Here is a 23110-nt window from a genome sequence, read left to right as displayed (position 1 = left end):
CATCATGGCGCATGACCCAGCGCCTGTCGCCATCGCTGACGCCGCTCGACACCGCACTCGCCGCGTTGCTGCGAGGCGTTGATCCGGTCGCGCCGGTCGCATTGCCGCTGTCCGAGGCCATTGGCTGCGTCGCGGCGGGCGCGCCGCAGGTAGCGGCCTATCCGTCTCACGACATCGCCGCCGCGGATGGCTGGGCGCTGCGCGCCAACGATCTCGTCGGCGCGTCCGCCTATGCGCCGCTGCCCTTGGCGACGGCCCCTGTCTGGGTCGATGCCGGCGATGCCATGCCGCAGGGATGCGACTGTGTGCTCGATGCCGACGCAGTCGAGGTATCGGGGCCGCTTGTGCAAGTGCTGGCGGAGGGTGTTCCGGGGCAGGGCATCCGGCGCGCCGGAGCCGACATTGCCGCCGGCACGACGGCCGGCGCGAAGGGATACCCGGTCGGTCCGGCCGACCTGTTGCTCGCGGGCGTCGCGGCGGTGGACGGGCTGAGCGTGCGGCGACCGCGGCTGCGCATCGTCAACGTGCCGGGCGCGACGACGACGGTGCATATGATCGCCGGTCTCGCCCGTGCTGCGGGACTGGATGTGCAGACCGTTGAGGCCGCCGCACGCGATGACGCATCGATCGCCAATCAGCTTGATGTGTCTGCTTGCGACCTTCTGCTGATGGTCGGCGGCAGCGGCCTCGGTCGCCAGGATGCCGCGGTGGCCGCGTTGGCCCGGCACGGTGAGGTGCTCTCCCATGGTCTTGCGCTTCAGCCCGGCCGCACCGCTGCGGTCGGACGGCTTGGCAAGGTTCCCGTCGTTGCCTTGTCCGGCTCGCCGGATCATGCGCTCGCGGCCTGGCTGGCGCTGGTACTTCCGCTCATCGATCGTCTGTCGGCACGGCAGCCGCGCCGGCAAATGCCTCTGCCGCTCGCGCGAAAAATCGCATCCAGTGTCGGCATCGCCGAAATCGCGCTGCTGGCCGAGGAACAACATGCGTGGATGCCGCTTGCGGTGGGAGAGTGGCCGCTCCAGGCCATCGCCCGTGCGGATGCATGGCTGATCATTCCCGCCAGCCACGAGGGATTTGCGGCGGCTACGCCCGTTGATGCCTATCTGATGCAGGAGTGATATGGGTTCCGGCATGTCGATGATCCCGCAATCGCAAGGCCGCAGCGCGCTCGAACAGGAGCAGTTCCTCAAGATCCTCTCGCGCGAGGAGGCCTTGGCGCGCTTCGAGGCGGCGCTGTTCCCGCGCGCGATTCCAAGCGAGCTGCGTAAGCTCGCTGCTGCGCTCGGCGCGGCACTCGCCGAGGACATCACTGCGCCGATCGATGTGCCGCCGTTCGATCGTTCCAACGTCGATGGCTTTGCCGTCCGCTCGGCGGATCTCGCCGCCGCGGGTGAAGGCGCACCCGTTCGGCTCTCGTTGAACGCCGAGACCATCCACTGCGGCACCGCGCCGAGGATGCAGGTCGCCGCGGGCACCGCCACGCCGATCGCCACCGGCGGCCCGCTGCCGCGCGCCGCCGACGCCGTCGTCATGGTCGAGCACACCCAGCCGGCCGGCCCGGATGCGATCGACGTTCGCCGTGCCGTCTCGCCCGGTCAGTTCGTGTCCTACGCCGGCTCCGACATTGCGCGCGGCGAGGCGCTGCTGCGCGCCGGCACTATCATCGGCTCGCGCGAGATCGGCATGCTGGCGGCCTGCGGTATTGCGGGGGTAGCCGTCGCGCGCAAGCTGCGCGTTGCAGTCATCTCCACGGGCGACGAGCTGGTGCAGCCCGGCGAGGCGCTCGCCCCCGCAGAAATCTACGACACCAACGGCGCGATCGTCGCGGCTGCAATCGACGAGAACGGCGGCGAGGCGATCTTCCTCGGCGCCATTCCCGACGATGAGGCCAAGCTCGAAGCTTCGATGCGGCGCGCACTTGAAGACGCCGACATGCTGGTGCTCTCGGGCGGCACATCGAAAGGCGCGGGCGATCTGTCCCATCGCATAATCGGCCGGCTCGGTCAGCCCGGCATCATCGCGCATGGCGTCGCACTCAAGCCCGGCAAGCCGCTGTGCCTTGCGGTGTGCGACGGCAAGCCGGTGGTGATCCTGCCGGGCTTTCCGACCTCGGCGATGTTCACCTTCCACGACATGATCGTGCCCGTGCTGCGCAGGATGGCCGGGCTGCCGCCGCGCTCCGATGCCAAGGTCAGCGCGACCGTGCCGGTCCGCATCGCCTCCGAGCTCGGCCGAACCGAATTCGTCATGGTCTCGCTGGTTGAGGGCAAGAACGGCCTGATCGCCTATCCCTCCGGCAAGGGCTCTGGTGCGATCACGTCCTTCGCGCAGGCGGACGGCTTCCTGCGCATCGACGCGCTCGCCGACCAGATGCCGGCGGGCACCGCGACCGAGGTGACGCTGTTCACGCCGCATGTGCGGGTGCCCGATCTCGTCATCGTCGGCAGCCATTGCACCGGCCTCGATCTCGTCACCGCGCAGCTCGCACATGTCGGCCTGACCGTGCGCTCGATCGCGGTCGGCAGCCTCGGCGGCCTTGCGGCGGCCAGGCGCGGCGAATGCGATCTCGCGCCGATCCATCTGTTCGACGACAAGAGCGAGACCTACAACACGCCCTATCTCGTCGAGGGGCTCGAGCTCGTCCCGGGCTGGCGGCGGATGCAGGGCATTGTCTTCCGCGAGGGCGACGCGCGATTTGAGGGTCTGAGCGCGAAGGATGCGGTTGCCGCGGCGCTCGCTGATCCCACCTGCATCATGGTCAACCGCAACCAGGGCGCCGGCACGCGCATCCTGATCGACCGGTTGCTCGCCGGTGCACGCCCGGAAGGCTATTGGAACCAGCCGCGCTCGCACAACGCCGTTGCCGCGGCTGTTGCGCAGCACCGCGCCGATTGGGGCATGACCATTGCGCCGGTCGCCCATGCGGCCGGCCTCGGTTTCATTCCGCTCGCGGAAGAGCATTATGATTTCGCGCTGGTGACGGCGCGCAAAGACCGACCGGCGGTGCAGGCGTTTCTCGACGCGCTCCGCTCGAATGATGCGCGCGCCGCACTGGAGCACGCAGGCTTCCGGCCTGCGTAGATCGACGCGGCATGCAAGCCGCGCGACAGGGTGGGGGACGCGATGGCAAGGCCGCTTTCGGTTGCGATCGTCGGTGCCGGCATGGGCGGGCTTGCGACCGCCGCGGCGCTGAGACGCGCCGGTGTCAACGTCATGATCTACGAGCAGGCCTCCAAATTCGCCCGCATCGGCACCGGCATCCAGATCGGCTGTAACGCCATGAAGGTGCTGCGCGCGCTCGGGCTCGAGGCGCGGATGCGCGAGCACTCCTTCTATCCGCGGTCCTGGAACAATCGCGACTGGAAGAGCGGCGACATCAAGTTCGACATGATTTTTGGTGAGAGCGCGGAAGAGAAGTTCGGCGCGCCCTATCTGCTGGCTCATCGCGGCGATCTGCACGCGGCACTCGCGAGCGTGGTGCCGCGCGAAGTCGTGAGGCTGAGCCACAAGCTGGCCGGTCTGGATGACACCGGGGATGGCGTCCGGCTGACCTTTGCGGACGACACCAGCGCCGTTGCCGATGCCGTGGTCGGCGCGGACGGCGTGCATTCGACGGTGCGCGACATCCTGTTCGACACCGCGCCGGCCAGGTTTACCGGTCGCATCGCCTACCGCACCACCTATCCGGCCGCTCTGCTCGGAGGGAAGAAGATCGACGACTGCACGAAGTGGTGGGGCGAGGACCGCCACATCGTGATCTACTACGTCAAGCCGGATCGTAGCGAGGTCTATCTCGTCACCAGCCAGCCCGAGCCGGATTTCCGCATCGAGTCATGGTCGGCGAAGGGCGACGTGCGCGATCTGCGTGCCTCCTTCGAAGGCTTCCACCCGCAGGTCGGTCAGGTGCTCGCGGCGTGCCCCGACGTGCACAAATGGGCGATCATGGACCGCGAGGCGCTCGATCGCTGGGCCGACGGCAAGGTCACGCTGCTCGGCGATGCCTGCCATCCCATGACGCCCTATATGGCGCAGGGCGCGGCCATGGCGATCGAGGACGCGGCCGTTCTTTCACGCTGTCTCGCCGGTGTCGATCGCGACGGTGTTGCCGACGCATTCCGCCGCTTCGAGGCGACGCGGAAAGGGCGGACCACGCGGGTGCAGGAACCTCGCGCGCCAACATCTGGCTGAAGGACAGGACCGATACGAGCTGGGTCTACGGCTACGACGCCTGGTCGGTGCCGCTGGCGGCCTGATCGCGTTGGCGCTCACGTTCCTCGGCTTCGGCAAGTGCACGCTGCGCGGCAGGCGACAGCGGCTTCGGGTCCGGCGGCACCTCGACGATGTCAGGCTTGCTCAGCCGTTTCGTGCGATCGATCGTTTCCGAAACATCGATGGCGAAATCGACAACGTCGAATATGACTTCCAAGAGAGAGACGGCCATGGCTCATCCGGGCAACGTACCCATCATTGGTCGTCCCTGTGCGCGGTCCGGTTCACGGCCATGGACTCAAAGCAGAGCCCTAGGACGTGTCATCCAGCGCCGCCAGCCGTTCGGCCTCGGCGATGTCCTCGACCGTGTTGGCGTTGAAGAACGGATCGAGCGGCTCGGCCGGCCAGGTCACCGTCGCGAGCGGATAGCGCGCGGTCCAGCGATCGATCTTGCGGAGGTCCTCGACGACCAATGCGTGACGCAGCTCGTCGCGCAAGGCAACACGCCACAAGCCGATCACCGGATGCGACTGCTCGCCTGAAGCGGCGACCACGAGCTGCGCGTTCTCTCGGCTTCGGGCTTCGTGCAGGCGTGCGACCAGATCGCGCGGCAGGAACGGGCAGTCGCCGGCGGCGCTGAGCACCCATGCGACCTCCGGCCGGTTCGCCGCCGTCCAGTCGAGTGCGGCGAGGATCCCGGCCAGCGGCCCGGGATAGCCGGGCACGTCGTCGGCGACGACCTGCAGGCCGAAGGTTGCGAAACGCGCGGGATCGCCGTTCGCGTTGAGGATCAGCCCGCTGCATTGAGGTTTCAGGCGCGCGATCACGCGCTCCAAAATGGTGCGGCCGCCGATCGTGCGCATGGGCTTGTCGCCACCGCCCATGCGCCGCGCGAGGCCACCGGCGAGCAGCACGCCAACGGCCGGCGGAACACTCGTGGCGGGAATTTCAGTCGTCACCACCTTCACCCTTGCGCTTGTGTTTCGCCGATTCCTCCTCGACGTAAGCGAGGTTCTGGTCGTAGACGATGCGCTCCTCGCCCGCGAGCGCGATGAAGCGCTTTCCGCGCGTGCGTCCGACCAGCGTCAGCCCGACCTGCCTTGCGAGATCGACGCCCCAGGCGGTGAAGCCGGAGCGCGACACCAGGATCGGAATGCCCATCCGCACGGTCTTGATCACCATCTCCGAGGTGAGCCGCCCGGTGGTGTAGAGGATCTTGTCGGAGGGGTCGACGCCGTGGCGGTAGATCCAGCCGGCGATCTTGTCGACGGCGTTGTGCCGGCCGACGTCCTCGGTGTAGCAGAGCGGCGTGCCCTCCTTGCACAGCACGCAGCCGTGGATCGCGCCGGCCTCGAGGTACAGCGAGGGCATGGTGTTGATGGTCTGCGTCATCTGGTAGAGCCAGGAGGTGCGCAGCTCCGCCTTCGGCAGCGCGACGCTCTCAACGGCTTCGAGCAGATCGCCGAAGGCGGTACCTTGCGCGCAGCCCGAGGTCTGCGTGCGCTTCTTCAGCTTGGCCTCGAAATTGGTGTGGTGCTCGGTGCGCACCACCACCACCTGGAGATCGTCGTCGTATTCGACCTCGGTGACCACGTCATTATATTTCAGCATGTTCTGGTTCAGCAGGTAGCCGAGCGCCAGATATTCCGGATAGTCGCCGATCGTCATCATGGTGACGATCTCCTGGGCGTTCAGGTAGAGCGTCAGCGGCCGCTCCATCGGCACCTTGATCTCGACCCTGGCGCCGGTCTGGTCGGTGCCGGCCACGCTCTGGGTCAGGCGCGGGTCGTCCGGATTGGGGACGATCAGGGGCACCGGGGCTTTGTCGATCTTCATCATGGCCGCGACGTTAGCATGACATTCCGCTCAAGCCGATATAAGCATGGCTGGGAATGGGTGAAATGCCTCCGCTCGTCATTGCGAGCGGAGCGAAGCAATCCAGAAATGCATCCGCGGAGACAGTCTGGATTGCTTCGCTGCGCTCGCAATGACGGGGAGAGGCTGTGGTTCCATCGGCTGGCGAGCCGTTGGCGGAGATCGAAGGATTATGAAAGTCATCGGCCTTGCAGGCTGGAGCGGTGCGGGAAAGACCACGCTGTTGACGCGGCTGATCCCGCATTTCAACGCGCAAGGCCTGCGCGTCTCCGTCATCAAGCATGCGCATCACCAGTTCGATGTCGACGTGCCCGGCAAGGATTCCTGGCGGCATCGCGAGGCGGGCGCGGCCGAGGTGCTGGTGGCCTCGTCGAACCGCTGGGCCTTGATGCATGAATTGCGCGGCGCGGCGGAGCCGCGGCTGCCGGAATTATTGAGCAAGCTCTCCGCCGTCGATCTCGTCGTGGTCGAGGGATTCAAGCGCGAGCCGCATCGCAAGATCGAGGTGCACCGCGCCGCCAATGGCAAGCCGCTGCTGTTTCCCGACGATCCCGGGATTGCCGGCATCGCGACCGACACCGCCATTGAAACCCGGCTGCCGACCGTCCATCTCGATGATATCCCCGCTGTGGCCGCGCTGCTGCTGCGTGCGGCGATGCCGGTCGAGGAAGCGGTGGCAAGAAGCGCCGCGACACGCTGACGAGGCACCATGGCGCAACTATCGGACGATTGCTTTGCCTTCGGCGGACCGATGATGTCGGTCGACGAGGCCGTTGGCCTGATCACGGCGCGCGTCAACGCGATTGTCGATCTGGAAACCGTGGCGCTCGTCGATGCGGACGGGCGCGTGCTGGCGCGCGATATTGCAGCGCCCTTGCCGCTGCCGCCGTTCACCAACTCTGCGGTCGACGGTTATGCCGTGCGCAACGCCGACCTTCCGCAAGCTGCGGAGCAGGCATTCCCGCTTCATGGCCGCATCCAGGCCGGTGGTCTTGCGCAGGCACCGATCAAGCCCGGCCACACCGCGCGAATCTTCACGGGCGCGCCGATGCCACTGGGCGCCGAAACCGTCTTCATGCAGGAGGATGTCCGCATCGACGATTCCGGCCGGATCGTGCTGCCGCCGGGGCTGAAGCCGGGCGCGAATGTCCGCCCCGCCGGCGAGGACATTCCGAAGGGACAGGTTGCGCTGCGCGCCGGCCAGCGCTTGCGGCCGCAGCATATCGCGCTTGCCGCGGCGTTCGGCCTTGTCAGGCTCGATGTGGTCAGGCGCATCCGTGTCGCGGTGTTCTCGACCGGCGACGAGCTGGCTTCGCCGGGCGAGCCGCGCGCGACCTCGCAGCTGTTCGATTCAAATCGCTTCATGCTGATGGCAATGCTGCGCCGGCTCGGTTGCGAGGTCAGCGATCTCGGCATTTTGCGCGACGAGCGAACGTCGCTTGCGAGCGGCCTGAAGGAGGTAGCAGGCGCGCATGATTTGATTCTCACCACCGGCGGCGTCTCGACCGGCGAGGAGGACCACGTCAAGGCGGCGGTCGAGAGCGTCGGCTCGCTGGTGCTGTGGCGGATGGCGATCAAGCCGGGCCGTCCCGTGGCGATGGGCATCATCGGCGGCACGCCGCTGATTGGCCTGCCCGGCAATCCCGTCGCGAGCTTCGTCACCTTCGTCCATGTGGTGCGGCCGACGGTCCTGGCGCTGGCGGGTGCCCTCCCGGAGCCGCTGGTGCCGATCCCGGTGCGGGCTGCGTTTACCTACAGGAAGAAGGAAGGCCGGCGCGAATATGTCCGCGTCTTCCTCCGCAAGGGGCAGGACGGTGCGCTCGAGGTAACCAAGTTCCCGCGCGAGGGCGCCGGACTGCTGTCGTCGCTGGTCGAGACCGACGGCCTGGTCGAGCTCGGTGAAGCCGTCACGGGCGTCGAGCCCGGGCAGAGCGTCGGCTTCCTGCCCTACGCCGGCCTGATCTGATGTCCGCGTTGACGCCGCCGGCCCGCCCCGCCATGTTGCCGCGATGACCAGGACGACTCTCGATCTCACCGGGCTGAAATGCCCGCTACCGGCCCTCAAGACCCGCAAGGCGCTCAAGCCGCTCAAGGCAGGGGACCAGCTCGAGGTCCACTGCACCGATCCCCTCTCGGTGATCGACATCCCCAACCTGATCCGCGAGACCGGCGACAAGGTCGAGATCACCGAGCGCAACGAGGCGCGCATCGTGTTCCTGGTCGAAAAGAGCGACGGCCCGTAGAAAGGCGAATGTTCACGGCTGCAACGCTTGACTATGCTGCGCGCCCTGGGGAACGGCCGGAGCTTCGCTGCAATGCGAAAAGGCCCGGTTGTTGCGGTGGATGATCTCAAACCTAAGACGTCGGGCATGAATCTCTCAACATCGAAGGCAAGCGCAGCTGCAGGTTCCGCGGCGGCCCGCGAGCCTGCCGTCAAGCTCGGCAAGACGGCCACAGGTCCCGAGTTCAGTGCACTGGCGCAGGCCTCCATCCTGATCGTCGACGATGAGCCGGGCATGCGCAATTTCCTGTCGCGCACGCTTGCGCCGCGCTGCAAGCTGGTGGACGAGGCGGCCGACACGGATCAGGCCTCGCGCAAGCTCGATTCCAACCGCTACGACGTCGTCATTCTCGACAACATCATGCCGGGCAAGAATGGCGTCGATTGGCTCGCAGAGCAGCGCGCTGTCGGCTTTTTCGCCGACGCGATCCTGATCACCGCCTATGCCGACCTCGACACCGCGATCCAGGCCCTGCGCGCCGGCGCGGCCGATTTCGTGCTCAAGCCGTTCCGCTCCAACCAGATCCTCAACGCGGTGGCGCGATGCCTCGACCGTGTCCGCCTCCAGCGCGAGAACTATGTCCTGCGGTACGCTTTGCGCGCCTCGTCCGACCGCACCTTCCTGCGCGACAACCTGATCGGACAGTCGGCGCCGACGCTGCGCGTGCGTGAGACCATCGCACGCGTTGCGCGCCTGCCGACCTCGGTTCTCCTGACCGGCGAATCCGGCACCGGCAAGGAAGTCGCAGCGCGCTCGATCCACTCGCTGTCCGACCGCGCCGACAAGCCCTTCGTGCCCGTGAATTGCGCGGCGATCCCGCCCGAGATGATCGAGGCAGAGCTGTTCGGACACATCAAGGGCGCCTTTACCGGCGCCGATTCCGGGCGCGAAGGCCTGTTCCTGTATGCGCATGGCGGCACGCTGTTCCTCGACGAGATTGGCGAGCTGCCGCTGCCGATGCAGAGCAAGCTGCTCCGCGTGCTCGAGGACCGCCGCGTCCGCCCCGTCGGCTCCGAGCGCGAGGTTCCGGTCGACCTGCGTTTCATCTTCGCAACCAATGCCGAGCTTCAGAAGGAGGTCGAGAAGGGCCGCTTTCGAGCCGATCTGTTCTACCGCCTCAACGTGATGCAGATCCACCTGCCGCTCCTGAGGGATCGCGGCGACGACGTGCAGGAGCTCGCCGCCATCTTCATGAGCAAGCTGTCGACCCAGCTCGGCATGCCGCCGGTCCCGATCGACGCTTCGGTGCGTGCGGCGCTCGCAAGCTATGACTGGCCAGGCAATGTGCGCGAGCTGCGCAATTTGATCGAGCGCACACTGATTCTCGGCGCTTTCCCTGACGACTTCGCCGGTCCCCGCAACGACGGCCAGTCGGCGCCCGCCGACAGTCTCGCGGAGCTCGAGCGCCGTCACATCCTCGGCGTCTTGAAAGAGGTCAATGGCAATCGCGAGGAGGCGGCGCGGCGGCTCGGTATCTCGCGCAAGACCATCGACCGCAAATGCGCGTTGTGGGATGTCTGATGCGGCCGGTCGCAGCGACGAGCCCGTGCGGGGACGCTCCGTGCGCTTCCGGCTGCTCGCGATCGCGTTGTTGCCGATGCTGGTCATCCTGCCGCTCTTGCTTGGCGTTGCGATCTATCGCTGGAACGCAAAATTCGACGCGACCTTGATCTCCAAGGTGAACGGCGATCTCACCATCGCCCACCAATATCTCGCCCGCATCCTTGAAAAGACCGGCGTCCAGCTCCGGGCGCTCGGCCTGTCGGCCCGCTTCCACGAGGTGCTGGCGCCGGATGCGCGCGGCTCCCTGCGCGATCTGCTCGACGAGACTCGCAAGGAAATCGGTCTCGACTTCCTGTATCTGACCAACGGCCGCGGCGACATCCTGGCCTCATCGCCGCCGTTGCAGCATCAGCCGAGAAATGACTGGCCGATCATCATGTCGGCGCTGTCGGGTCAGGTTCCGGCGACGGGCATCGACATTTTTTCCAATGACGAGCTCGCCGCGATCTCGCCGACCCTGGCCGAGCGCGCGCGCCTGGACCTCGTGCCGACGCCGAACGCGGTGCCGACCGACCGCAGCACGGAGACGCGCGGCATGGTCGTGCATGCGGCGAGCCGCGCGATGCTGCCCGACGGCGGCGCCGCGGCGCTGGTCGGCGGCACGCTGCTCAACCAGAATCTCGAATTCATCGACACGATCAACGGCCTCGTCTATCGCGCGGCGAGCCTGCCGGAGGGCAGCCAGGGCACCGCGACGCTGTTCCTGGAGGACGTGCGGATCTCGACCAACGTCCGCCTGTTCGAGGGACGGCGCGCGCTCGGCACGCGCGTTTCGGCTGCGGTACGCTCGGCCGTGCTGGGCGAGGGACGCACCTGGCTCGACAGTGCCTTTGTGGTCAATGACTGGTACATCTCCGCCTACGAGCCGCTGGTCGACAGTTATGGCAAGCGCGTCGGCATGCTCTATGTCGGCTTTCTGGAAAAGCCTTTCAGCGAAGCCAAATACCAGACGTTGGTGATCGTCATCGCGGCGTTCATCGCGATCACGGCCGCGACCGTCCCGATCTTTCTGCGCTGGGCGAGCTCGATCTTCATGCCGCTGGAGCGCGTCACCGCGACGATTGGCGAGGTGGAGCGGGGGAACCTCTCCGCCCGCACCAAGATGCCTGTCTCGGGTGACGAGATCGGCCGCGTCGCGGTTCATCTCGACAGCCTGCTCGACCAGATCCAGGAACGTGACCGGCAGCTCCGGGAATGGAACGAGGAACTGAACGTCCGCGTGCGGGAGCGGACCCGGGACCTCGAGCACGCCAATCTCAAGCTCGAGACAACCACCAAGCAGCTCATCATGTCGGAGAAGCTGGCTGCGATCGGCGAGATCACCGCGGGTGTCGCACACGAGATCAACAATCCGATCGCGGTGATGCAGGGCAATCTCGACGTCATCCGCAGCGTGTTCGGGCCCGATGCCGACAAGGCGAAGGTCGAGTTCCGCCTGCTCGACGAGCAGATTCACCGCATCAGCCAGATCGTGACCAAGCTGTTGCAGTTCGCAAGGCCGGAGGAATATGCCGGCTATGTTGAGCGCCATGCGCCGGCAAGCATCATTTCGGACTGTCTGCCGCTGGTGCAGCATCTCCTGAACAAGACCGATATCGCCGTCCTCAGGGACGACCGCGCCAGCCGGCTGGTGCTGATGAACCGCAATGAGCTGCAGCAGGTGCTGGTCAATCTGATCGTCAATGCGATCCACGCCATGCCGGATGGCGGAACCCTGACGCTCCGCGCCTTCGATGCCGAGCGCGACGGTCATCAAGGCGTCGCCATCGAGGTCGCCGACACCGGCATCGGCATGAGCACCGAGGTGGTCGAGAAGATCTTCGATCCCTTCTACACGACGAAACGGCGGCAGGGCACCGGGCTGGGCCTCTCCATCAGCCAGACGCTCATCAAGCGCCAGGGCGGACAGATCACGGCGGAGAGCCGCGTCGGTTCCGGGAGTACATTCACGGTGTGGCTGCCCGAGGCGACCTGATTGGACATTTTGTCCGAGGATTTCAGGACATTTTGTCCCGCGCAGCACATTGCGCTGCGGGAAGTCATTGATTCGTCATGGCGCGATATCTGGCACGCGCGTTGCTCACTCCAAGACAGGGTGTTGAGGGGGATGAGGGCGCGATAGCCGTCACTGCAACGCTGCTTGCGAGGCGAAGGGACATCACCCGCGATCAGCTGCTTGCTCGGTGCACATGACGAGATGCGCACCAGATGATTCCACTTCGGCATGAAGTTCGACCGGTCATGCGCGGCTGCCAAGCACGCGTGCGACCGGTCTCAAACCGATGCGCCGGTAAGGCCACGCTTTGGAGGTAATGCTTATGACAACTGCCGATACCGTTCTTGCACCTGTTGGTGCCTCCGGCTTCCTCGATCGTGAACGCACGATCGCGACCGCCGGCTTCAATCGCTGGCTGGTGCCGCCGGCGGCGCTGTGCATCCATCTCTGCATCGGCATGGCCTACGGCTTCTCGGTGTTCTGGCTGCCGCTGTCGCGCGCGATCGGCGTGACCGCGCCGAAGACCTGCGGTGACATTTCGCTGTTGCAGGAGCTGTTCACGACCAGCTGCGACTGGAAGGTCGCCAGCATGGGCTGGATGTACACGCTGTTCTTCGTGCTGCTCGGTATCGCGGCCGCGGTCTGGGGCGGCTGGCTCGAACGCGTGGGACCGCGCAAGGCCGGCTTCGTCTCGGCGCTGTGCTGGTGCGGCGGGCTCTTCCTCGGTGCGATCGGCGTCTACACCCATCAGCTGTGGCTGTTGTGGCTGGGGTCGGGCGTGATCGGCGGCGTCGGCCTCGGCCTTGGCTACATCTCGCCGGTGTCGACGCTGGTGAAGTGGTTCCCGGACCGCCGCGGCATGGCGACCGGCATGGCCATCATGGGCTTTGGCGGCGGCGCCATGATCGGCGCGCCGCTGGCGAACCTGCTGATGAACTACTTCAAGACCCCGACCTCCGTCGGCGTCTGGGAGACCTTCGTCGCGATGGGCGTCATCTACTTCGTGTTCATGATGATCGGCGCATTCCGCTATCGCCTGCCGCCGCCCGGCTGGCAGCCCGAGGGCTGGACCCCGCCGGTCAAGGCCAACGCGATGATCTCGAAGAACAACGTCCATCTCAACGACGCGCACAAGACCCCGCAGTTCTGGCTGATCTGGTGGGTGCTGTGCCTGAACGTGTCGGCGGGTATCGGCGTGATCGGCATGGCCTCGCCGATGCTCCAGGAGATCTTCGGCGGCAAGCTGATCGGCCTGCCGGACGTCGGTTTCAACGCGCTCGATGCCGGACAGAAGGCGCAGATCGCGGCGATCGCCGCCGGCTTCGCCGGATTGCTGTCGCTGTTCAACATCGGCGGCCGCTTCTTCTGGGCGTCGCTGTCTGACAAGATCGGGCGGAAGAACACCTACTATACCTTCTTCATCCTCGGCATCGTGCTCTACGCACTGGCGCCGACCTTTGCGGCGATGGGCTCGAAGCTCCTGTTCGTGCTCGGCTTCGGCATCATCCTGTCGATGTATGGCGGTGGCTTCGCCACGGTGCCGGCCTATCTGGCCGACATGTTCGGTACCCAGTTCGTCGGCGCCATCCACGGCCGGCTGCTGACGGCGTGGTCGACCGCGGGCATCATCGGCCCAGTCGTGGTCAACTACATCCGCGAGTTCCAGCTCGCGGCCGGCGTGCCGCGCGACCAGCTCTACAACACGACGATGTACATCCTGTGTGCGATGCTGATCGCGGGCCTGATCTGCAACTACCTGGTCAAGCCGGTCGATTCGAAGTGGCACATGAAGGACGCCGATGTCGCCAAGTTGCAGGCGGCGAGTGCCAGTGCTGCAGCTGCGGGGCCGCACGGCTCCTACGGCATCGGCTTTGGCGGGCTCGACGCCAAGGCGGCGCTGTTCTGGGCCTTCGTCGGTGTCCCCTTGGCGTGGGGCGTCTGGAAGACGCTGGAGAGCGCGGTCAAGATCTTCTGATCGCCCATTCATCGCGAGCGGGAGCGCACCATGAGGGCGCTCCCGCCGCTCGTTTCGCTTGTTTCAAAATGACCCCTGGGGGAATTCGATGGTTCGTAAACTCGCTTGTGCCGCCGCCATGCTGCTCGTCGCCGGCGCCCTGCAATCCGCATCCGCACAGACCGCCGCGGCACCGGCCGTCACGCCGCCTGCCGCGACCGAGGCCAAGCCCGGCAAGATCAAGCTGACCGTGCAGAAGCTCAAGGACATGAAGGCCAAGTGGAGCGCCAACAAGCCGAAGCTCAAGGAGTGCCGCAAGGACGTGAAGGCCAAGGGCCTCGCGGGCGACGATCGCTGGTTCTATATCGAGGAGTGCATGGGCAAAAGCTGACCCATCGGCATCGGGGCATGCAGGGTCACCTGTAGCCTCGGCGCGGGAGCTCGATACGATTTCGCTATCGCAGCATAGGAAGCCTTTATTGATCTCCAGACCAATTCAGGCTTCGTTTGATCAGTTGGCGCGTTGGACGAACGCAAGGCCGTGTCCGGGCAGCGATCCAGGGTTGCCCTTGAGCTGCGCTTAACTGCTTCCGCGAGCATGATAATTCGCTTGGCATCTGGCATGCCAGAAGCTAGAACTGGAGCCGTTCTAAAAGACGAGATCGAGACGAATCGATGAGCCACGACGTGCATGAGGTCCGCTCGTTCGAGCATCCGGGCGAGGGACGGAAGCGAGCCAAGGCCACGCCCAAGGGGCGGCAGGTCGATCCGACCGCCGCGCATGAGATCGAGCAGTTGCTCGGCGATCGGCCGCGGCGGCGCGATCTCCTGATCGAATATCTGCACCTGGTCCAGGACAAGTACCATCAGATCTCGGCCGCGCATCTCGCCGCGCTCGCCGACGAGATGAAGCTCGCCTTCGCCGAAGTGTTCGAGACTGCGACCTTCTACGCGCATTTCGACGTGGTGAAGGAGGGCGAGCCTGATATTCCGCCGCTGACGATCCGCGTTTGCGATTCGCTGACCTGCGCCATGCTCGGCGGCGAGAAGCTGCTCGAGGATCTGCAGAGCGCTTCCGGCCCCGGCATCCGCGTCGTGCGCGCACCCTGCGTCGGGCGCTGCGATACCGCGCCTGCTGCGGAAGTCGGCCACAACTTCGTCGACCATGCGACCGTCGCCAACGTGACGGCGGCCGCGAAGGCCGGCGACACTCACGCGCATCTGCCTGATTATATCGACTACGACGCCTATGTTGCCGGCGGGGGCTACAAGCTGCTGGGTCGCCTGCGCTCGGGCGAGCTGTCGAAGGACGATCTCCTGAAGTCGCTCGACGATGCTTCGCTGCGCGGCCTCGGCGGCGCCGGCTTCCCGACGGGGCGCAAATGGCGTGCGGTGCTGGGCGAGCCCGGTCCGCGGCTGATGGCGATCAACGGCGACGAGGGCGAGCCCGGCACGTTCAAGGACCGCTATTATCTCGAGACCGATCCGCATCGCTTCATCGAGGGCATGCTGATCGGCGCGCATGTGGTGCAGGCCTCCGACGTCTACATCTATCTGCGCGACGAATACCCGGCCTCGCGCGAGATTCTGGAGCGCGAGATCGCAAAGCTTCCCGCCGGCGGTCCGACGCTGCACATGCGCCGCGGCGCCGGTGCTTACATCTGCGGCGAGGAATCCTCGCTGCTTGAAAGCATCGAGGGCAAGCGCGGCCTGCCCCGGCACAAGCCGCCTTACCCGTTCCAGGTCGGCCTGTTCGGCCTGCCGACGTTGATCAACAACATCGAGACGCTGTGGTGGGTGCGCGACATCGTCGAGAAGGGCGCCGACTGGTGGAAGGGCCACGGCCGCCATGAGCGTCACGGCCTGCGCAGCTTCTCGGTCTCGGGCCGCGTCAAGAATCCCGGCATGAAGCTGGCACCAGCCGGCATCACCGTGCGCGAGCTGATCGACGAATATTGCGGCGGCATGGCCGACGGCCATCAGTTCTACGCCTATCTCCCTGGCGGCGCCTCGGGCGGCATCCTGCCGGCATCGATGGACGACATCCCGCTCGATTTCGGCACGCTGGAGAAATACGGCTGCTTCATCGGCTCGGCCGCGATCGTCATCCTGTCGCAGAAGGACAGTGTGCGCGCTGCCGCACTGAACCTGATGAAGTTCTTCGAGGACGAGAGCTGCGGCCAGTGCACGCCGTGCCGTGTCGGAACACAGAAGGCGGCGCTGCTGATGCAGAAGCCGGTCTGGAACCGTGCCTTGCTGGAAGAATTGAGCCAGGCGATGCGCGATGCCTCGATCTGCGGGCTCGGACAGGCGGCATCGAATCCGCTGTCTTCCGTGATCAAATATTTCCCTGACGAGTTCAAGGAAGCGGCCGAATGACCAAGATTACGTTCGAGCTCGACGGCAAGCAGGTCGAGGCCAAACCCGGCGAGACGATCTGGCAGGTCGCCAAACGCCAGGGCCGCGACATCCCGCATCTGTGCTATTCGCCGGCGCCCGACTATCGGCCCGACGGCAATTGCCGCGCCTGCATGGTCGAGATCGAGGGCGAGCGCGTGCTGGCTGCGTCCTGCAAGCGCACGCCGTCCGTCGGCATGAAGGTGAAGACCGAGAGCGCCCGCGCGACTGCTGCGCAGAAGATGGTGATGGAGCTGCTCGTCGCCGACCAGCCGGCGCGTGAGACATCGCACGATCCGGATTCCAAGTTCTGGCACTGGGCCGAGACCACGGGCGTCACCGAGAGCCGTTTCCCCGCCGCCGAGCGCTGGGAGACCGATGCCAGCCATCCGGCGATGCGCGTCAATCTCGATGCCTGCATCCAGTGCGGCCTGTGCGTGCGCGCCTGCCGCGAGGTCCAGGTCAACGACGTCATCGGCATGGCCTACCGCAACCATGGCTCGAAGATCGTGTTCGACTTCGACGATCCCATGGGCGAGTCCACCTGCGTCGCCTGCGGCGAATGCGTGCAGGCCTGTCCGACCGGCGCGTTGATGCCGGCCGTGATGCTCGACGACAAGCAGACCCGCGTGACTTACGCGGACAAGAAGGTCGATTCGCTCTGCCCGTTCTGCGGCGTCGGCTGCCAGGTGACCTACGAGGTCAAGGACGAGAAGGTGATCTATGCGGAAGGCCGTGACGGCCCCGCCAATCACAACCGACTCTGCGTCAAGGGCCGCTTCGGCTTCGACTATATCCACCATCCGCATCGCCTTACAAAACCGCTGGTGCGGCTGCCGAATGCGAAGAAGGACGCTAACGATCAGGTCGACCCGGCCAATCCCTTCACGCATTTCCGTGAAGCGAGCTGGGAAGAGGCGCTCGACATCGCCGCCAAGGGCCTCGTCAAGATCCGTGACGAGAAGGGTGTGAAGGCGCTGGCCGGCTTCGGCTCGGCCAAGGGCTCGAATGAAGAGGCCTATCTGTTCCAGAAGCTGGTACGCACCGGTTTCGGCTCCAACAACGTCGACCATTGCACTCGCCTGTGCCACGCTTCGTCGGTCGCGGCGCTGTTCGAAGGCCTGAGCTCGGGTGCGGTATCGGCGCCGTTCTCCGCCGCGATGGATGCCGAAGTCATCATCGTGATCGGCGCCAACCCGACCGTGAACCATCCGGTCGCCGCGACCTTCATCAAGAACGCGGTCAAGCAGAACGGCGCCAAGCTGTTCGTGATGGATCCGCGCCGGCAGTCGCTGTCGCGTCATGCGACCAGGCATCTTCAGTTCAAGCCCGGCTCCGACGTCGCGATGCTGAACGCGATGATCAACACGATCATCACCGAGGGCCTGACCGACGACCAGTACATCGCCGGCTACACCGAGGGTTTTGACGACCTCAAGGAGAAGATCAAGGAATTCACGCCGGAGAAGATGGAAGCGATCTGCGGCATCCCGGCCCAGACGCTCCGTGAGGTCGCGCGCACTTATGCGCGTGCAAAATCCTCGATCATCTTCTGGGGCATGGGCATCAGCCAGCACGTCCACGGCACCGACAATGCGCGCTGCCTGATCGCGCTGGCGCTGATCACCGGCCAGGTCGGCCGTCCCGGCACCGGCCTGCATCCGCTGCGCGGTCAGAACAACGTGCAGGGTGCCTCCGATGCCGGCCTGATCCCGATGTTCCTGCCGGATTACCAGCCGGTCGGTCGCGACGACCTGCGCGGCAGCTTCGAGAAGCTGTGGCAGCAGGATCTCGATCCCGTGCGCGGCCTGACCGTGGTCGAGATCATGAACGCGATCCATGCCGGTGAGATCAAGGGCATGTATATCGAGGGCGAGAACCCCGCGATGTCCGATCCTGACCTGCAGCACGCACGCCACGCCCTTGCCATGCTCGATCATCTCGTGGTGCAGGATCTCTTCGTCACCGAGACCGCGTTCCACGCCGACGTGATCCTGCCAGCCTCGGCGTTTGCGGAGAAGGACGGCTCCTTCACCAACACTGACCGCCGCGTGCAGCTCGCGCGCCAGGTGATCAAGCCGCCGGGCGATGCGCGCCAGGACCTCTGGATCATCCAGGAGATCGGCAAGCGCATGGGCCTGCCCTGGAATTACGCCGGCCCCGGTGACGTCTATACAGAGATGGCGGAGCTGATGCCGTCGCTGAAGAACATCAGCTGGGAGCGGCTGGTGCGCGAAGGCGCCGTCACCTATCCAGCCGACGATCCGAACAAGCCCGGCAATGAGATCATCTTCACCACGGGATTCCCGACCGCGAGCGGACGCGGCAAGATCGTGCCGGCGAAGGTCGTCCCGCCGGACGAGCTGCCCGACGCCGAATATCCGATGGTGCTGTCGACCGGCCGCGTGCTGGAGCACTGGCACACCGGCTCGATGACGCGTCGCGCCCAGGTGCTCGACCAGATCGAGCCGGAGGCCGTGGCCTTCATGAGCCCGAAGGACATGCGCAAGAAGAAGCTCGCGCCGGGCGATTTCATTCGCCTCGAGACCCGTCGCGGCGCCGTCGAGGTCAAGGTCCGCTCCGATCGCGACGTGCCGGAGAACATGGTGTTCATGCCGTTCTGCTACGCAGAGGCGGCCGCGAACCTGCTCACCAATCCCGCGCTCGATCCGTTCGGCAAGATCCCGGAGTTCAAGTTCTGCGCGGCGCGCGCCGAGCGCGCGGAGATGCGGGACGCGGCGGAGTAGGGGGCGGCCGTCGTTTGGGGGCATAAGGCCTTCCAAACATGCGATGTCGTCCCGGCGAACGCCGGGACCCATACCGCGTGATCTCTCGATCGGGATCGGTCGTAGTACCGCGCACCACGAGTCTTCGCCAAACTGCTCCCTGGGGTTATGGGTCCCGGCCTTCGCCGGGACGACACCGAGGGTGTCGTGCGCATCTTTGCCCACACCGTCATTGCGAGCGAAGCGAAGCAATCCAGGCTGCCTCCACGGCGGGATTCCGGATTGCTTCGCCGCTTCGCTCCTCGCAATGACGGTGATAAACGTGGCGCATGTCCAAAGTTACCCCAGCCACACGCGCGCTTGAAGCCGCCCGCGTTGCCTTCACCGTTCACACCTACGACTACGATCCCGACGCCGAAAGTATCGGCCTCCAGGCGGCGGCCGCGCTCGGGGAGAACCCGGCGCGTGTCCTGAAGACGCTGATGGCGCTGGTCGATGGCAAGGCGGTCTGCGTGATCGTCCCGTCCGACCAGGAGGTCTCGATGAAGAAGCTCGCCGCTGCCGCGAGCGGCAAGTCGGCGCAGATGATGAAGCCGCCGGAGGCCGAACGCGTCACCGGTTTCAAGGTCGGCGGCATCAGCCCGTTCGGGCAGCGCAAGCCCGTGCGCACCGTGATCGAGCAGAGCGCGCTCTTGCATGACCTCGTTTATCTCAATGGCGGCCAGCGCGGCTTGCAGGTGCGGCTGAAGCCCGGCGACGTCAGGGATGTCCTGAGGGCGGTCGTCGCGGATGTGCTCGCGTAGGCGCCTCGCCTACTGCTTCTGTAACAATTTCAGCCGGCAGCGCAGCGCTTCCCGGATATGCGCGCGCGCCAGTCGTTCGGCCTTGTCGCCGTCGCGCGCGGCGATCGCGTCGATGATGGCCTGATGCTCGCCATGGCTGGTTGAGGGGCGTCCGGTCACTGTGAAGGTGGTCGGACCGAGCAGGGCGATCCAGTCCTGCAATTCCCGCGAAGCGTTGTCGAGATAGCGGTTGCGCGCGGCGCGGCAGATGGCCTCGTGGAAGGCGCGGTTGAGCCGCGCCATCTCGGCGGCGTCCGTCGCCGACGCCTCGACAAAGGCCTGCTCGATATCCCTGAGCGCCTCGATCTCCGTGGCCGAGGCATGCCCGGCGGCGAGGCGCGCGGCGGCGCCTTCCATGATCTCGCGCATGGCGTAGAGCTCGAGCACCTCCGAGATGTCGAGGTTGCGCACGATCAGGCCGCGGCCGCCGGCGGGCTCGACGAAGCCGCGCGCGGCGAGCCGGCCCAGCGCTTCCCGCACCGGCGTGCGGCTGACCTTCAGCCGCTGGGCGACCTCCTCCTCGCGCAGGCGGTCGCCGGCCCGGTAGTTGCCGGCCTGCAGCGCCTCGCACAGCGAGCGGAACACGGCTTCCCCGAGCGCCACGCCGCCGCCGCGCCCGATTGATCCGCCTGTCTTTGCCGGGCGTCTGGCCATGCATCCTCGTCTGCCGCCAAGCGCATCCTGCCCATGCAGAGATGTCGCTTGCGCCATTTCTGTATATCTTTGTATACAAAAGTACGCAATGGCGGGCCGGTAGATCCGTGCCGACCGGCGGGCAGAATGTCTCCAACTTCGTCGCATCGGGCAGACGGCATGGGCAGCAAATACGACGTGCTGGTGATCGGCGGCGGCAACGCGGCACTGTGCGCGGCGATCAGCGCCCGCCGCGGCGGCGCCTCGGTGCTCGTGCTCGAAGGCGCGCCAAAGTTCTACCGCGGCGGCAACACGCGCCACACCCGCAACATGCGCTGCGCCCATGACGCGGCGACCGAAATTCTGACCGGCCCCTACACCGAGGAGGAGTTCTGGGAGGATCTGCTGCGTGTCACTGGCGGGCAGACCGACGAGGAACTCGCGCGCCACATGATCCGGGAGTCCAAGGACATCCTGAACTGGATCGTGGAGCAGGGCGTGCGCTGGCAGCCCTCGCTTGGCGGCACGCTGAGCCTCGGCCGCACCAACTCCTTCTTCCTCGGCGGCGGCCGGGCGATGCTCAACGCGCTGTATCTCACCGCCGAACGGCTCGGCGTCGATGTCGAATACGACGCCGAGGTCACCGATCTCGTGATCGAGGGCGGCATGTTCCTCGCCGCGCGTCTCAAGCGGCCGGTCAAGGGCGAAACCGAGATCCGCGCGACCTCGCTGGTCGCCGCAGCCGGCGGCTTCGAGGCCAACATCGAATGGCTGAAGCAATACTGGGGCGAGGCCGCCGACAATTTCCTGATCCGCGGCACGCCCTATAATCGCGGCTCGATCCTGAAGATGCTGCTCGACAAGGGCGTGCAGGAGGTCGGCGATCCCACGCAGTGCCATGCGGTCGCGATCGACGCCCGCGCGCCGAAATTCGACGGCGGCATCATCACGCGCCACGACTCCGTCGTGTTCGGCATCGTCGTCAACAAGCACGCCCAGCGCTTCTATGACGAGGGCGAGGACATCTGGCCGAAGCGCTACGCGATATGGGGCCGGCTGGTCGCGGCCCAGCCCGACCAGATCGCCTATATCATCTTCGACTCCACCGTCGTGACCAGCTTCATGCCGACGCTGTTCCCGCCGATCGCCGGGCAGACCGTCGCCGAGCTTGCCGGCAAGCTCGAGCTCGATCCGGCCGCGCTGGAAAAGACCCTCACCGAGTTCAACGCCGCGGTGCGCCCCGGCACCTTCGACCACACGATCCTGGATGACTGCGTGACCGAGGGCATCACGCCACCCAAGACGCACTGGGCGCGCAAAATCGAGACGCCGCCTTATCTCGCCTATCCGGTGCGGCCCGGCATCACCTTCACCTATCTCGGCACGCGGGTGAACAAGGAGGCGCGGATGCTGATGGCCGACGGCAAGCCGTCCGCCAACATGTTCGCGGCCGGCGAGATCATGGCGGGCAATGTGCTCGGCAAGGGCTATGCGGCCGGCATGGGCATGACCATCGGCAGCGTGTTCGGACGCATCGCGGGGCGGGAAGCGGCACGCCACGCCAAGAACTAGGGATCAAGAAGAAAGCCAGAGGGAGAAACCATGTCGCGCATTGCCATTGCCTCGATCACGGCGCTGCTGATCGCCGGCCACGCCCATGCCGCCGAGCCCATCACCTTGCGCGACATGGGCTCGTTCCATGTCGGCGGGCGTCTGGTCGAAATCTCCGGCAAGCCGGTGAAGGAGGTCATGTTCACGCCCGGCGGCGTGCCGGCCAAGGTCGATCCCAATGGCACCTATCAGGTCGAGCAGATGTACGTGCAGTATTTCCTGCCGGCCACCGAGAAGGGGGCTTATCCGCTGCTGATGTGGCACGGCGGCGGACTGACCGGCGTCACCTACGAGACCACGCCCGACGGCCGCGAAGGCTGGCTGAACTACTTTCTGCGCAAGGGCTGGGCGGTCTATAATTCCGATGCGGTGGAGCGCGGACGCGCAGGCTGGGCGCAATATCCTGACATCTTCAAGAGCGAGCCGGTCTTCCTCACCACGGCCAATCCGTTCGAGCGCTTCCGCATCGGCGATGGCCCAAACTCCTACGATCCCGATCCGGCCAAGCGGAAGGTGCTTCCGGGCAACCAGTTTCCGGTCGAGGGCTACGAGAACTTCGTCAAGCAGAACGTGCCGCGCTGGACCACGACTGACGATGCGACCGTCGCCGCCTATATCGCCGAGATCGATCGCGTCGGCCCCACAGTGATCCTGTTCCACAGCCAGGCGGGCAGCTTCGGCTTCAAGGTGGCGCAGGCACGGCCAGACAAGGTCAAGGCGCTGATCGCAATCGAGCCGGCCGGCATCGGCGATATCGCCAAGGCGGATGTGCTGAAGAATATTCCAACCCTCATCATCTATGGCGACTATATCGAGCGCGATGCCCGCTGGCCCAAGATCCGCGCCAACGGCATCGCCTTCGCGGACGCCATCAAGGCGGCCGGCGGCAGCGTCGACATCGTCGATCTCCCGCAGGCCGGCATCAAGGGCAATTCGCATATGGTGATGATGGACAAGAACAACCTCGAGGTCGCGGGCCTGATCCAGAAATGGCTCGAGGCGAAGGGCCTGACGAAGTAAAG

At 65.9% G+C, this 23110-nt stretch carries 19 protein-coding genes; 15 read left to right on the top strand and 4 right to left on the bottom strand.

The annotated features are described in order from the left end of the window. Window positions 1-11 precede the first annotated feature (11 nt). From IQ16_RS30605 to IQ16_RS30595, 3 genes are read left to right on the top strand one after another with little or no spacing between them, the layout of a single operon-like run. Window positions 12-1118, top strand: a complete 1107-nt coding sequence (locus IQ16_RS30605) for a molybdopterin-binding protein (protein WP_018643984.1) — start codon at window positions 12-14, stop codon at window positions 1116-1118. A gap of 1 nt (window position 1119) precedes the next feature. Further along, window positions 1120-3081, top strand: coding sequence for a molybdopterin biosynthesis protein (locus tag IQ16_RS30600; RefSeq protein ID WP_145831925.1), 1962 nt, complete (start codon window positions 1120-1122; stop codon window positions 3079-3081). A 42-nt stretch (window positions 3082-3123) separates the two neighbouring features. Beyond that, window positions 3124-4188 carry an FAD-dependent monooxygenase gene (locus tag IQ16_RS30595; protein WP_244635911.1) on the top strand — a complete coding sequence of 355 codons (1065 nt, stop codon included), beginning with the start codon at window positions 3124-3126 and terminating at the stop codon, window positions 4186-4188. Between the two features lie 31 nt (window positions 4189-4219). On the opposite strand, the gene IQ16_RS30590 is transcribed toward IQ16_RS30595, so the two are convergent. The 3 genes from IQ16_RS30590 to IQ16_RS30580 form a co-directional block, all read right to left on the bottom strand. Further along, window positions 4220-4441 carry a hypothetical protein gene (locus IQ16_RS30590; RefSeq protein WP_018643986.1) on the bottom strand — a complete coding sequence of 74 codons (222 nt, stop codon included), beginning with the start codon at window positions 4439-4441 and terminating at the stop codon, window positions 4220-4222. A gap of 79 nt (window positions 4442-4520) precedes the next feature. Then, window positions 4521-5177 (bottom strand): molybdenum cofactor guanylyltransferase MobA, encoded by a 657-nt coding sequence (gene mobA, locus IQ16_RS30585; protein ID WP_018643987.1) that lies wholly within the window; start codon window positions 5175-5177, stop codon window positions 4521-4523. Continuing rightward, window positions 5158-6048 carry a formate dehydrogenase accessory sulfurtransferase FdhD gene (locus IQ16_RS30580; protein ID WP_018643988.1) on the bottom strand — a complete coding sequence of 297 codons (891 nt, stop codon included), beginning with the start codon at window positions 6046-6048 and terminating at the stop codon, window positions 5158-5160. The genes mobA and IQ16_RS30580 overlap by 20 nt, the downstream gene beginning before the upstream one ends. 208 nt (window positions 6049-6256) lie before the next feature. Between IQ16_RS30580 and mobB the strand changes: the two genes are divergently transcribed. The 10 genes from mobB (at window position 6257) to ybaK (ending at window position 19805) form a co-directional block, all read left to right on the top strand. Further along, window positions 6257-6784 carry a molybdopterin-guanine dinucleotide biosynthesis protein B gene (gene mobB, locus IQ16_RS30575; protein ID WP_018643989.1) on the top strand — a complete coding sequence of 176 codons (528 nt, stop codon included), beginning with the start codon at window positions 6257-6259 and terminating at the stop codon, window positions 6782-6784. 9 nt (window positions 6785-6793) lie between these two features. Continuing rightward, the gene (locus IQ16_RS30570; protein WP_018643990.1) at window positions 6794-8050 is read left to right on the top strand and encodes a molybdopterin molybdotransferase MoeA; all 1257 of its coding nucleotides are present in this window, start codon (window positions 6794-6796) and stop codon (window positions 8048-8050) included. A 43-nt stretch (window positions 8051-8093) separates the two neighbouring features. Then, window positions 8094-8327: a sulfurtransferase TusA family protein gene (locus IQ16_RS30565; RefSeq protein ID WP_018643991.1), complete on the top strand. Its 234-nt coding sequence runs from the start codon at window positions 8094-8096 to the stop codon at window positions 8325-8327. A 126-nt stretch (window positions 8328-8453) separates the two neighbouring features. Continuing rightward, window positions 8454-9887: a sigma-54-dependent transcriptional regulator gene (locus IQ16_RS30560; protein WP_018643992.1), complete on the top strand. Its 1434-nt coding sequence runs from the start codon at window positions 8454-8456 to the stop codon at window positions 9885-9887. Beyond that, window positions 9880-11904: a sensor histidine kinase gene (locus tag IQ16_RS30555; RefSeq protein WP_018643993.1), complete on the top strand. Its 2025-nt coding sequence runs from the start codon at window positions 9880-9882 to the stop codon at window positions 11902-11904. Before IQ16_RS30560 ends, IQ16_RS30555 begins: the two co-directional genes overlap by 8 nt. Before the next feature lie 343 nt (window positions 11905-12247). Beyond that, window positions 12248-13900: an OFA family MFS transporter gene (locus IQ16_RS30550; protein WP_018643994.1), complete on the top strand. Its 1653-nt coding sequence runs from the start codon at window positions 12248-12250 to the stop codon at window positions 13898-13900. Window positions 13901-13988: 88 nt separating this feature from the next. Further along, window positions 13989-14270 (top strand): hypothetical protein, encoded by a 282-nt coding sequence (locus IQ16_RS30545; protein WP_018643995.1) that lies wholly within the window; start codon window positions 13989-13991, stop codon window positions 14268-14270. 284 nt (window positions 14271-14554) lie between these two features. Continuing rightward, complete coding sequence (locus IQ16_RS30540) at window positions 14555-16258, top strand: NADH-ubiquinone oxidoreductase-F iron-sulfur binding region domain-containing protein (RefSeq protein ID WP_018643996.1); 1704 nt, start codon at window positions 14555-14557, stop codon at window positions 16256-16258. Continuing rightward, on the top strand, window positions 16255-19023 hold the full coding sequence (gene fdhF, locus IQ16_RS30535) for a formate dehydrogenase subunit alpha (RefSeq protein ID WP_018643997.1): 2769 nt from the start codon (window positions 16255-16257) through the stop codon (window positions 19021-19023). Before IQ16_RS30540 ends, fdhF begins: the two co-directional genes overlap by 4 nt. 308 nt (window positions 19024-19331) lie before the next feature. After that, window positions 19332-19805, top strand: a complete 474-nt coding sequence (gene ybaK, locus IQ16_RS30525) for a Cys-tRNA(Pro) deacylase (protein WP_018643998.1) — start codon at window positions 19332-19334, stop codon at window positions 19803-19805. 9 nt (window positions 19806-19814) lie between these two features. Here the strand turns inward: ybaK and IQ16_RS30520 are convergent, their stop codons facing one another. Further along, the gene (locus IQ16_RS30520) at window positions 19815-20498 is read right to left on the bottom strand and encodes a GntR family transcriptional regulator (RefSeq protein WP_018643999.1); all 684 of its coding nucleotides are present in this window, start codon (window positions 20496-20498) and stop codon (window positions 19815-19817) included. Between the two features lie 159 nt (window positions 20499-20657). Here IQ16_RS30520 and tcuA point away from each other — a divergent pair, with 159 nt between their 5' ends. Together tcuA and IQ16_RS30510 are read left to right on the top strand one after the other, a co-directional pair. Next, the gene (gene tcuA, locus IQ16_RS30515) at window positions 20658-22049 is read left to right on the top strand and encodes an FAD-dependent tricarballylate dehydrogenase TcuA (protein WP_026312149.1); all 1392 of its coding nucleotides are present in this window, start codon (window positions 20658-20660) and stop codon (window positions 22047-22049) included. A 30-nt stretch (window positions 22050-22079) separates the two neighbouring features. Further along, complete coding sequence (locus tag IQ16_RS30510; RefSeq protein ID WP_018644001.1) at window positions 22080-23108, top strand: alpha/beta hydrolase; 1029 nt, start codon at window positions 22080-22082, stop codon at window positions 23106-23108. Window positions 23109-23110: the final 2 nt, after the last annotated feature.

Source organism: Bradyrhizobium huanghuaihaiense (genome assembly GCF_007830635.1).
Classification (GTDB): domain Bacteria; phylum Pseudomonadota; class Alphaproteobacteria; order Rhizobiales; family Xanthobacteraceae; genus Bradyrhizobium; species Bradyrhizobium huanghuaihaiense.
This window is presented reverse-complemented; position numbering and strand designations above follow the sequence as displayed.

What these genes read in the sequence shown, in the direction of transcription:
- fdhF (WP_018643997.1), top strand. Translation starts at nt 16,255, where the DNA reads ATGACCAAGATTACGTTCGAGCTCGACGGCAAGCAGGTCGAGGCCAAA.
- IQ16_RS30550 (WP_018643994.1), top strand. Translation starts at nt 12,248, where the DNA reads ATGACAACTGCCGATACCGTTCTTGCACCTGTTGGTGCCTCCGGCTTC.
- IQ16_RS30580 (WP_018643988.1), bottom strand. Translation starts at nt 6,048, where the DNA reads ATGATGAAGATCGACAAAGCCCCGGTGCCCCTGATCGTCCCCAATCCG.
- IQ16_RS30555 (WP_018643993.1), top strand. Translation starts at nt 9,880, where the DNA reads ATGTCTGATGCGGCCGGTCGCAGCGACGAGCCCGTGCGGGGACGCTCC.
- IQ16_RS30565 (WP_018643991.1), top strand. Translation starts at nt 8,094, where the DNA reads ATGACCAGGACGACTCTCGATCTCACCGGGCTGAAATGCCCGCTACCG.
- IQ16_RS30605 (WP_018643984.1), top strand. Translation starts at nt 12, where the DNA reads ATGACCCAGCGCCTGTCGCCATCGCTGACGCCGCTCGACACCGCACTC.
- tcuA (WP_026312149.1), top strand. Translation starts at nt 20,658, where the DNA reads ATGGGCAGCAAATACGACGTGCTGGTGATCGGCGGCGGCAACGCGGCA.
- mobB (WP_018643989.1), top strand. Translation starts at nt 6,257, where the DNA reads ATGAAAGTCATCGGCCTTGCAGGCTGGAGCGGTGCGGGAAAGACCACG.
- IQ16_RS30510 (WP_018644001.1), top strand. Translation starts at nt 22,080, where the DNA reads ATGTCGCGCATTGCCATTGCCTCGATCACGGCGCTGCTGATCGCCGGC.
- IQ16_RS30600 (WP_145831925.1), top strand. Translation starts at nt 1,120, where the DNA reads ATGGGTTCCGGCATGTCGATGATCCCGCAATCGCAAGGCCGCAGCGCG.
- ybaK (WP_018643998.1), top strand. Translation starts at nt 19,332, where the DNA reads ATGTCCAAAGTTACCCCAGCCACACGCGCGCTTGAAGCCGCCCGCGTT.
- IQ16_RS30560 (WP_018643992.1), top strand. Translation starts at nt 8,454, where the DNA reads ATGAATCTCTCAACATCGAAGGCAAGCGCAGCTGCAGGTTCCGCGGCG.
- IQ16_RS30545 (WP_018643995.1), top strand. Translation starts at nt 13,989, where the DNA reads ATGGTTCGTAAACTCGCTTGTGCCGCCGCCATGCTGCTCGTCGCCGGC.
- IQ16_RS30590 (WP_018643986.1), bottom strand. Translation starts at nt 4,441, where the DNA reads ATGGCCGTCTCTCTCTTGGAAGTCATATTCGACGTTGTCGATTTCGCC.
- IQ16_RS30570 (WP_018643990.1), top strand. Translation starts at nt 6,794, where the DNA reads ATGGCGCAACTATCGGACGATTGCTTTGCCTTCGGCGGACCGATGATG.
- IQ16_RS30520 (WP_018643999.1), bottom strand. Translation starts at nt 20,498, where the DNA reads ATGGCCAGACGCCCGGCAAAGACAGGCGGATCAATCGGGCGCGGCGGC.
- IQ16_RS30595 (WP_244635911.1), top strand. Translation starts at nt 3,124, where the DNA reads ATGGCAAGGCCGCTTTCGGTTGCGATCGTCGGTGCCGGCATGGGCGGG.
- IQ16_RS30540 (WP_018643996.1), top strand. Translation starts at nt 14,555, where the DNA reads ATGAGCCACGACGTGCATGAGGTCCGCTCGTTCGAGCATCCGGGCGAG.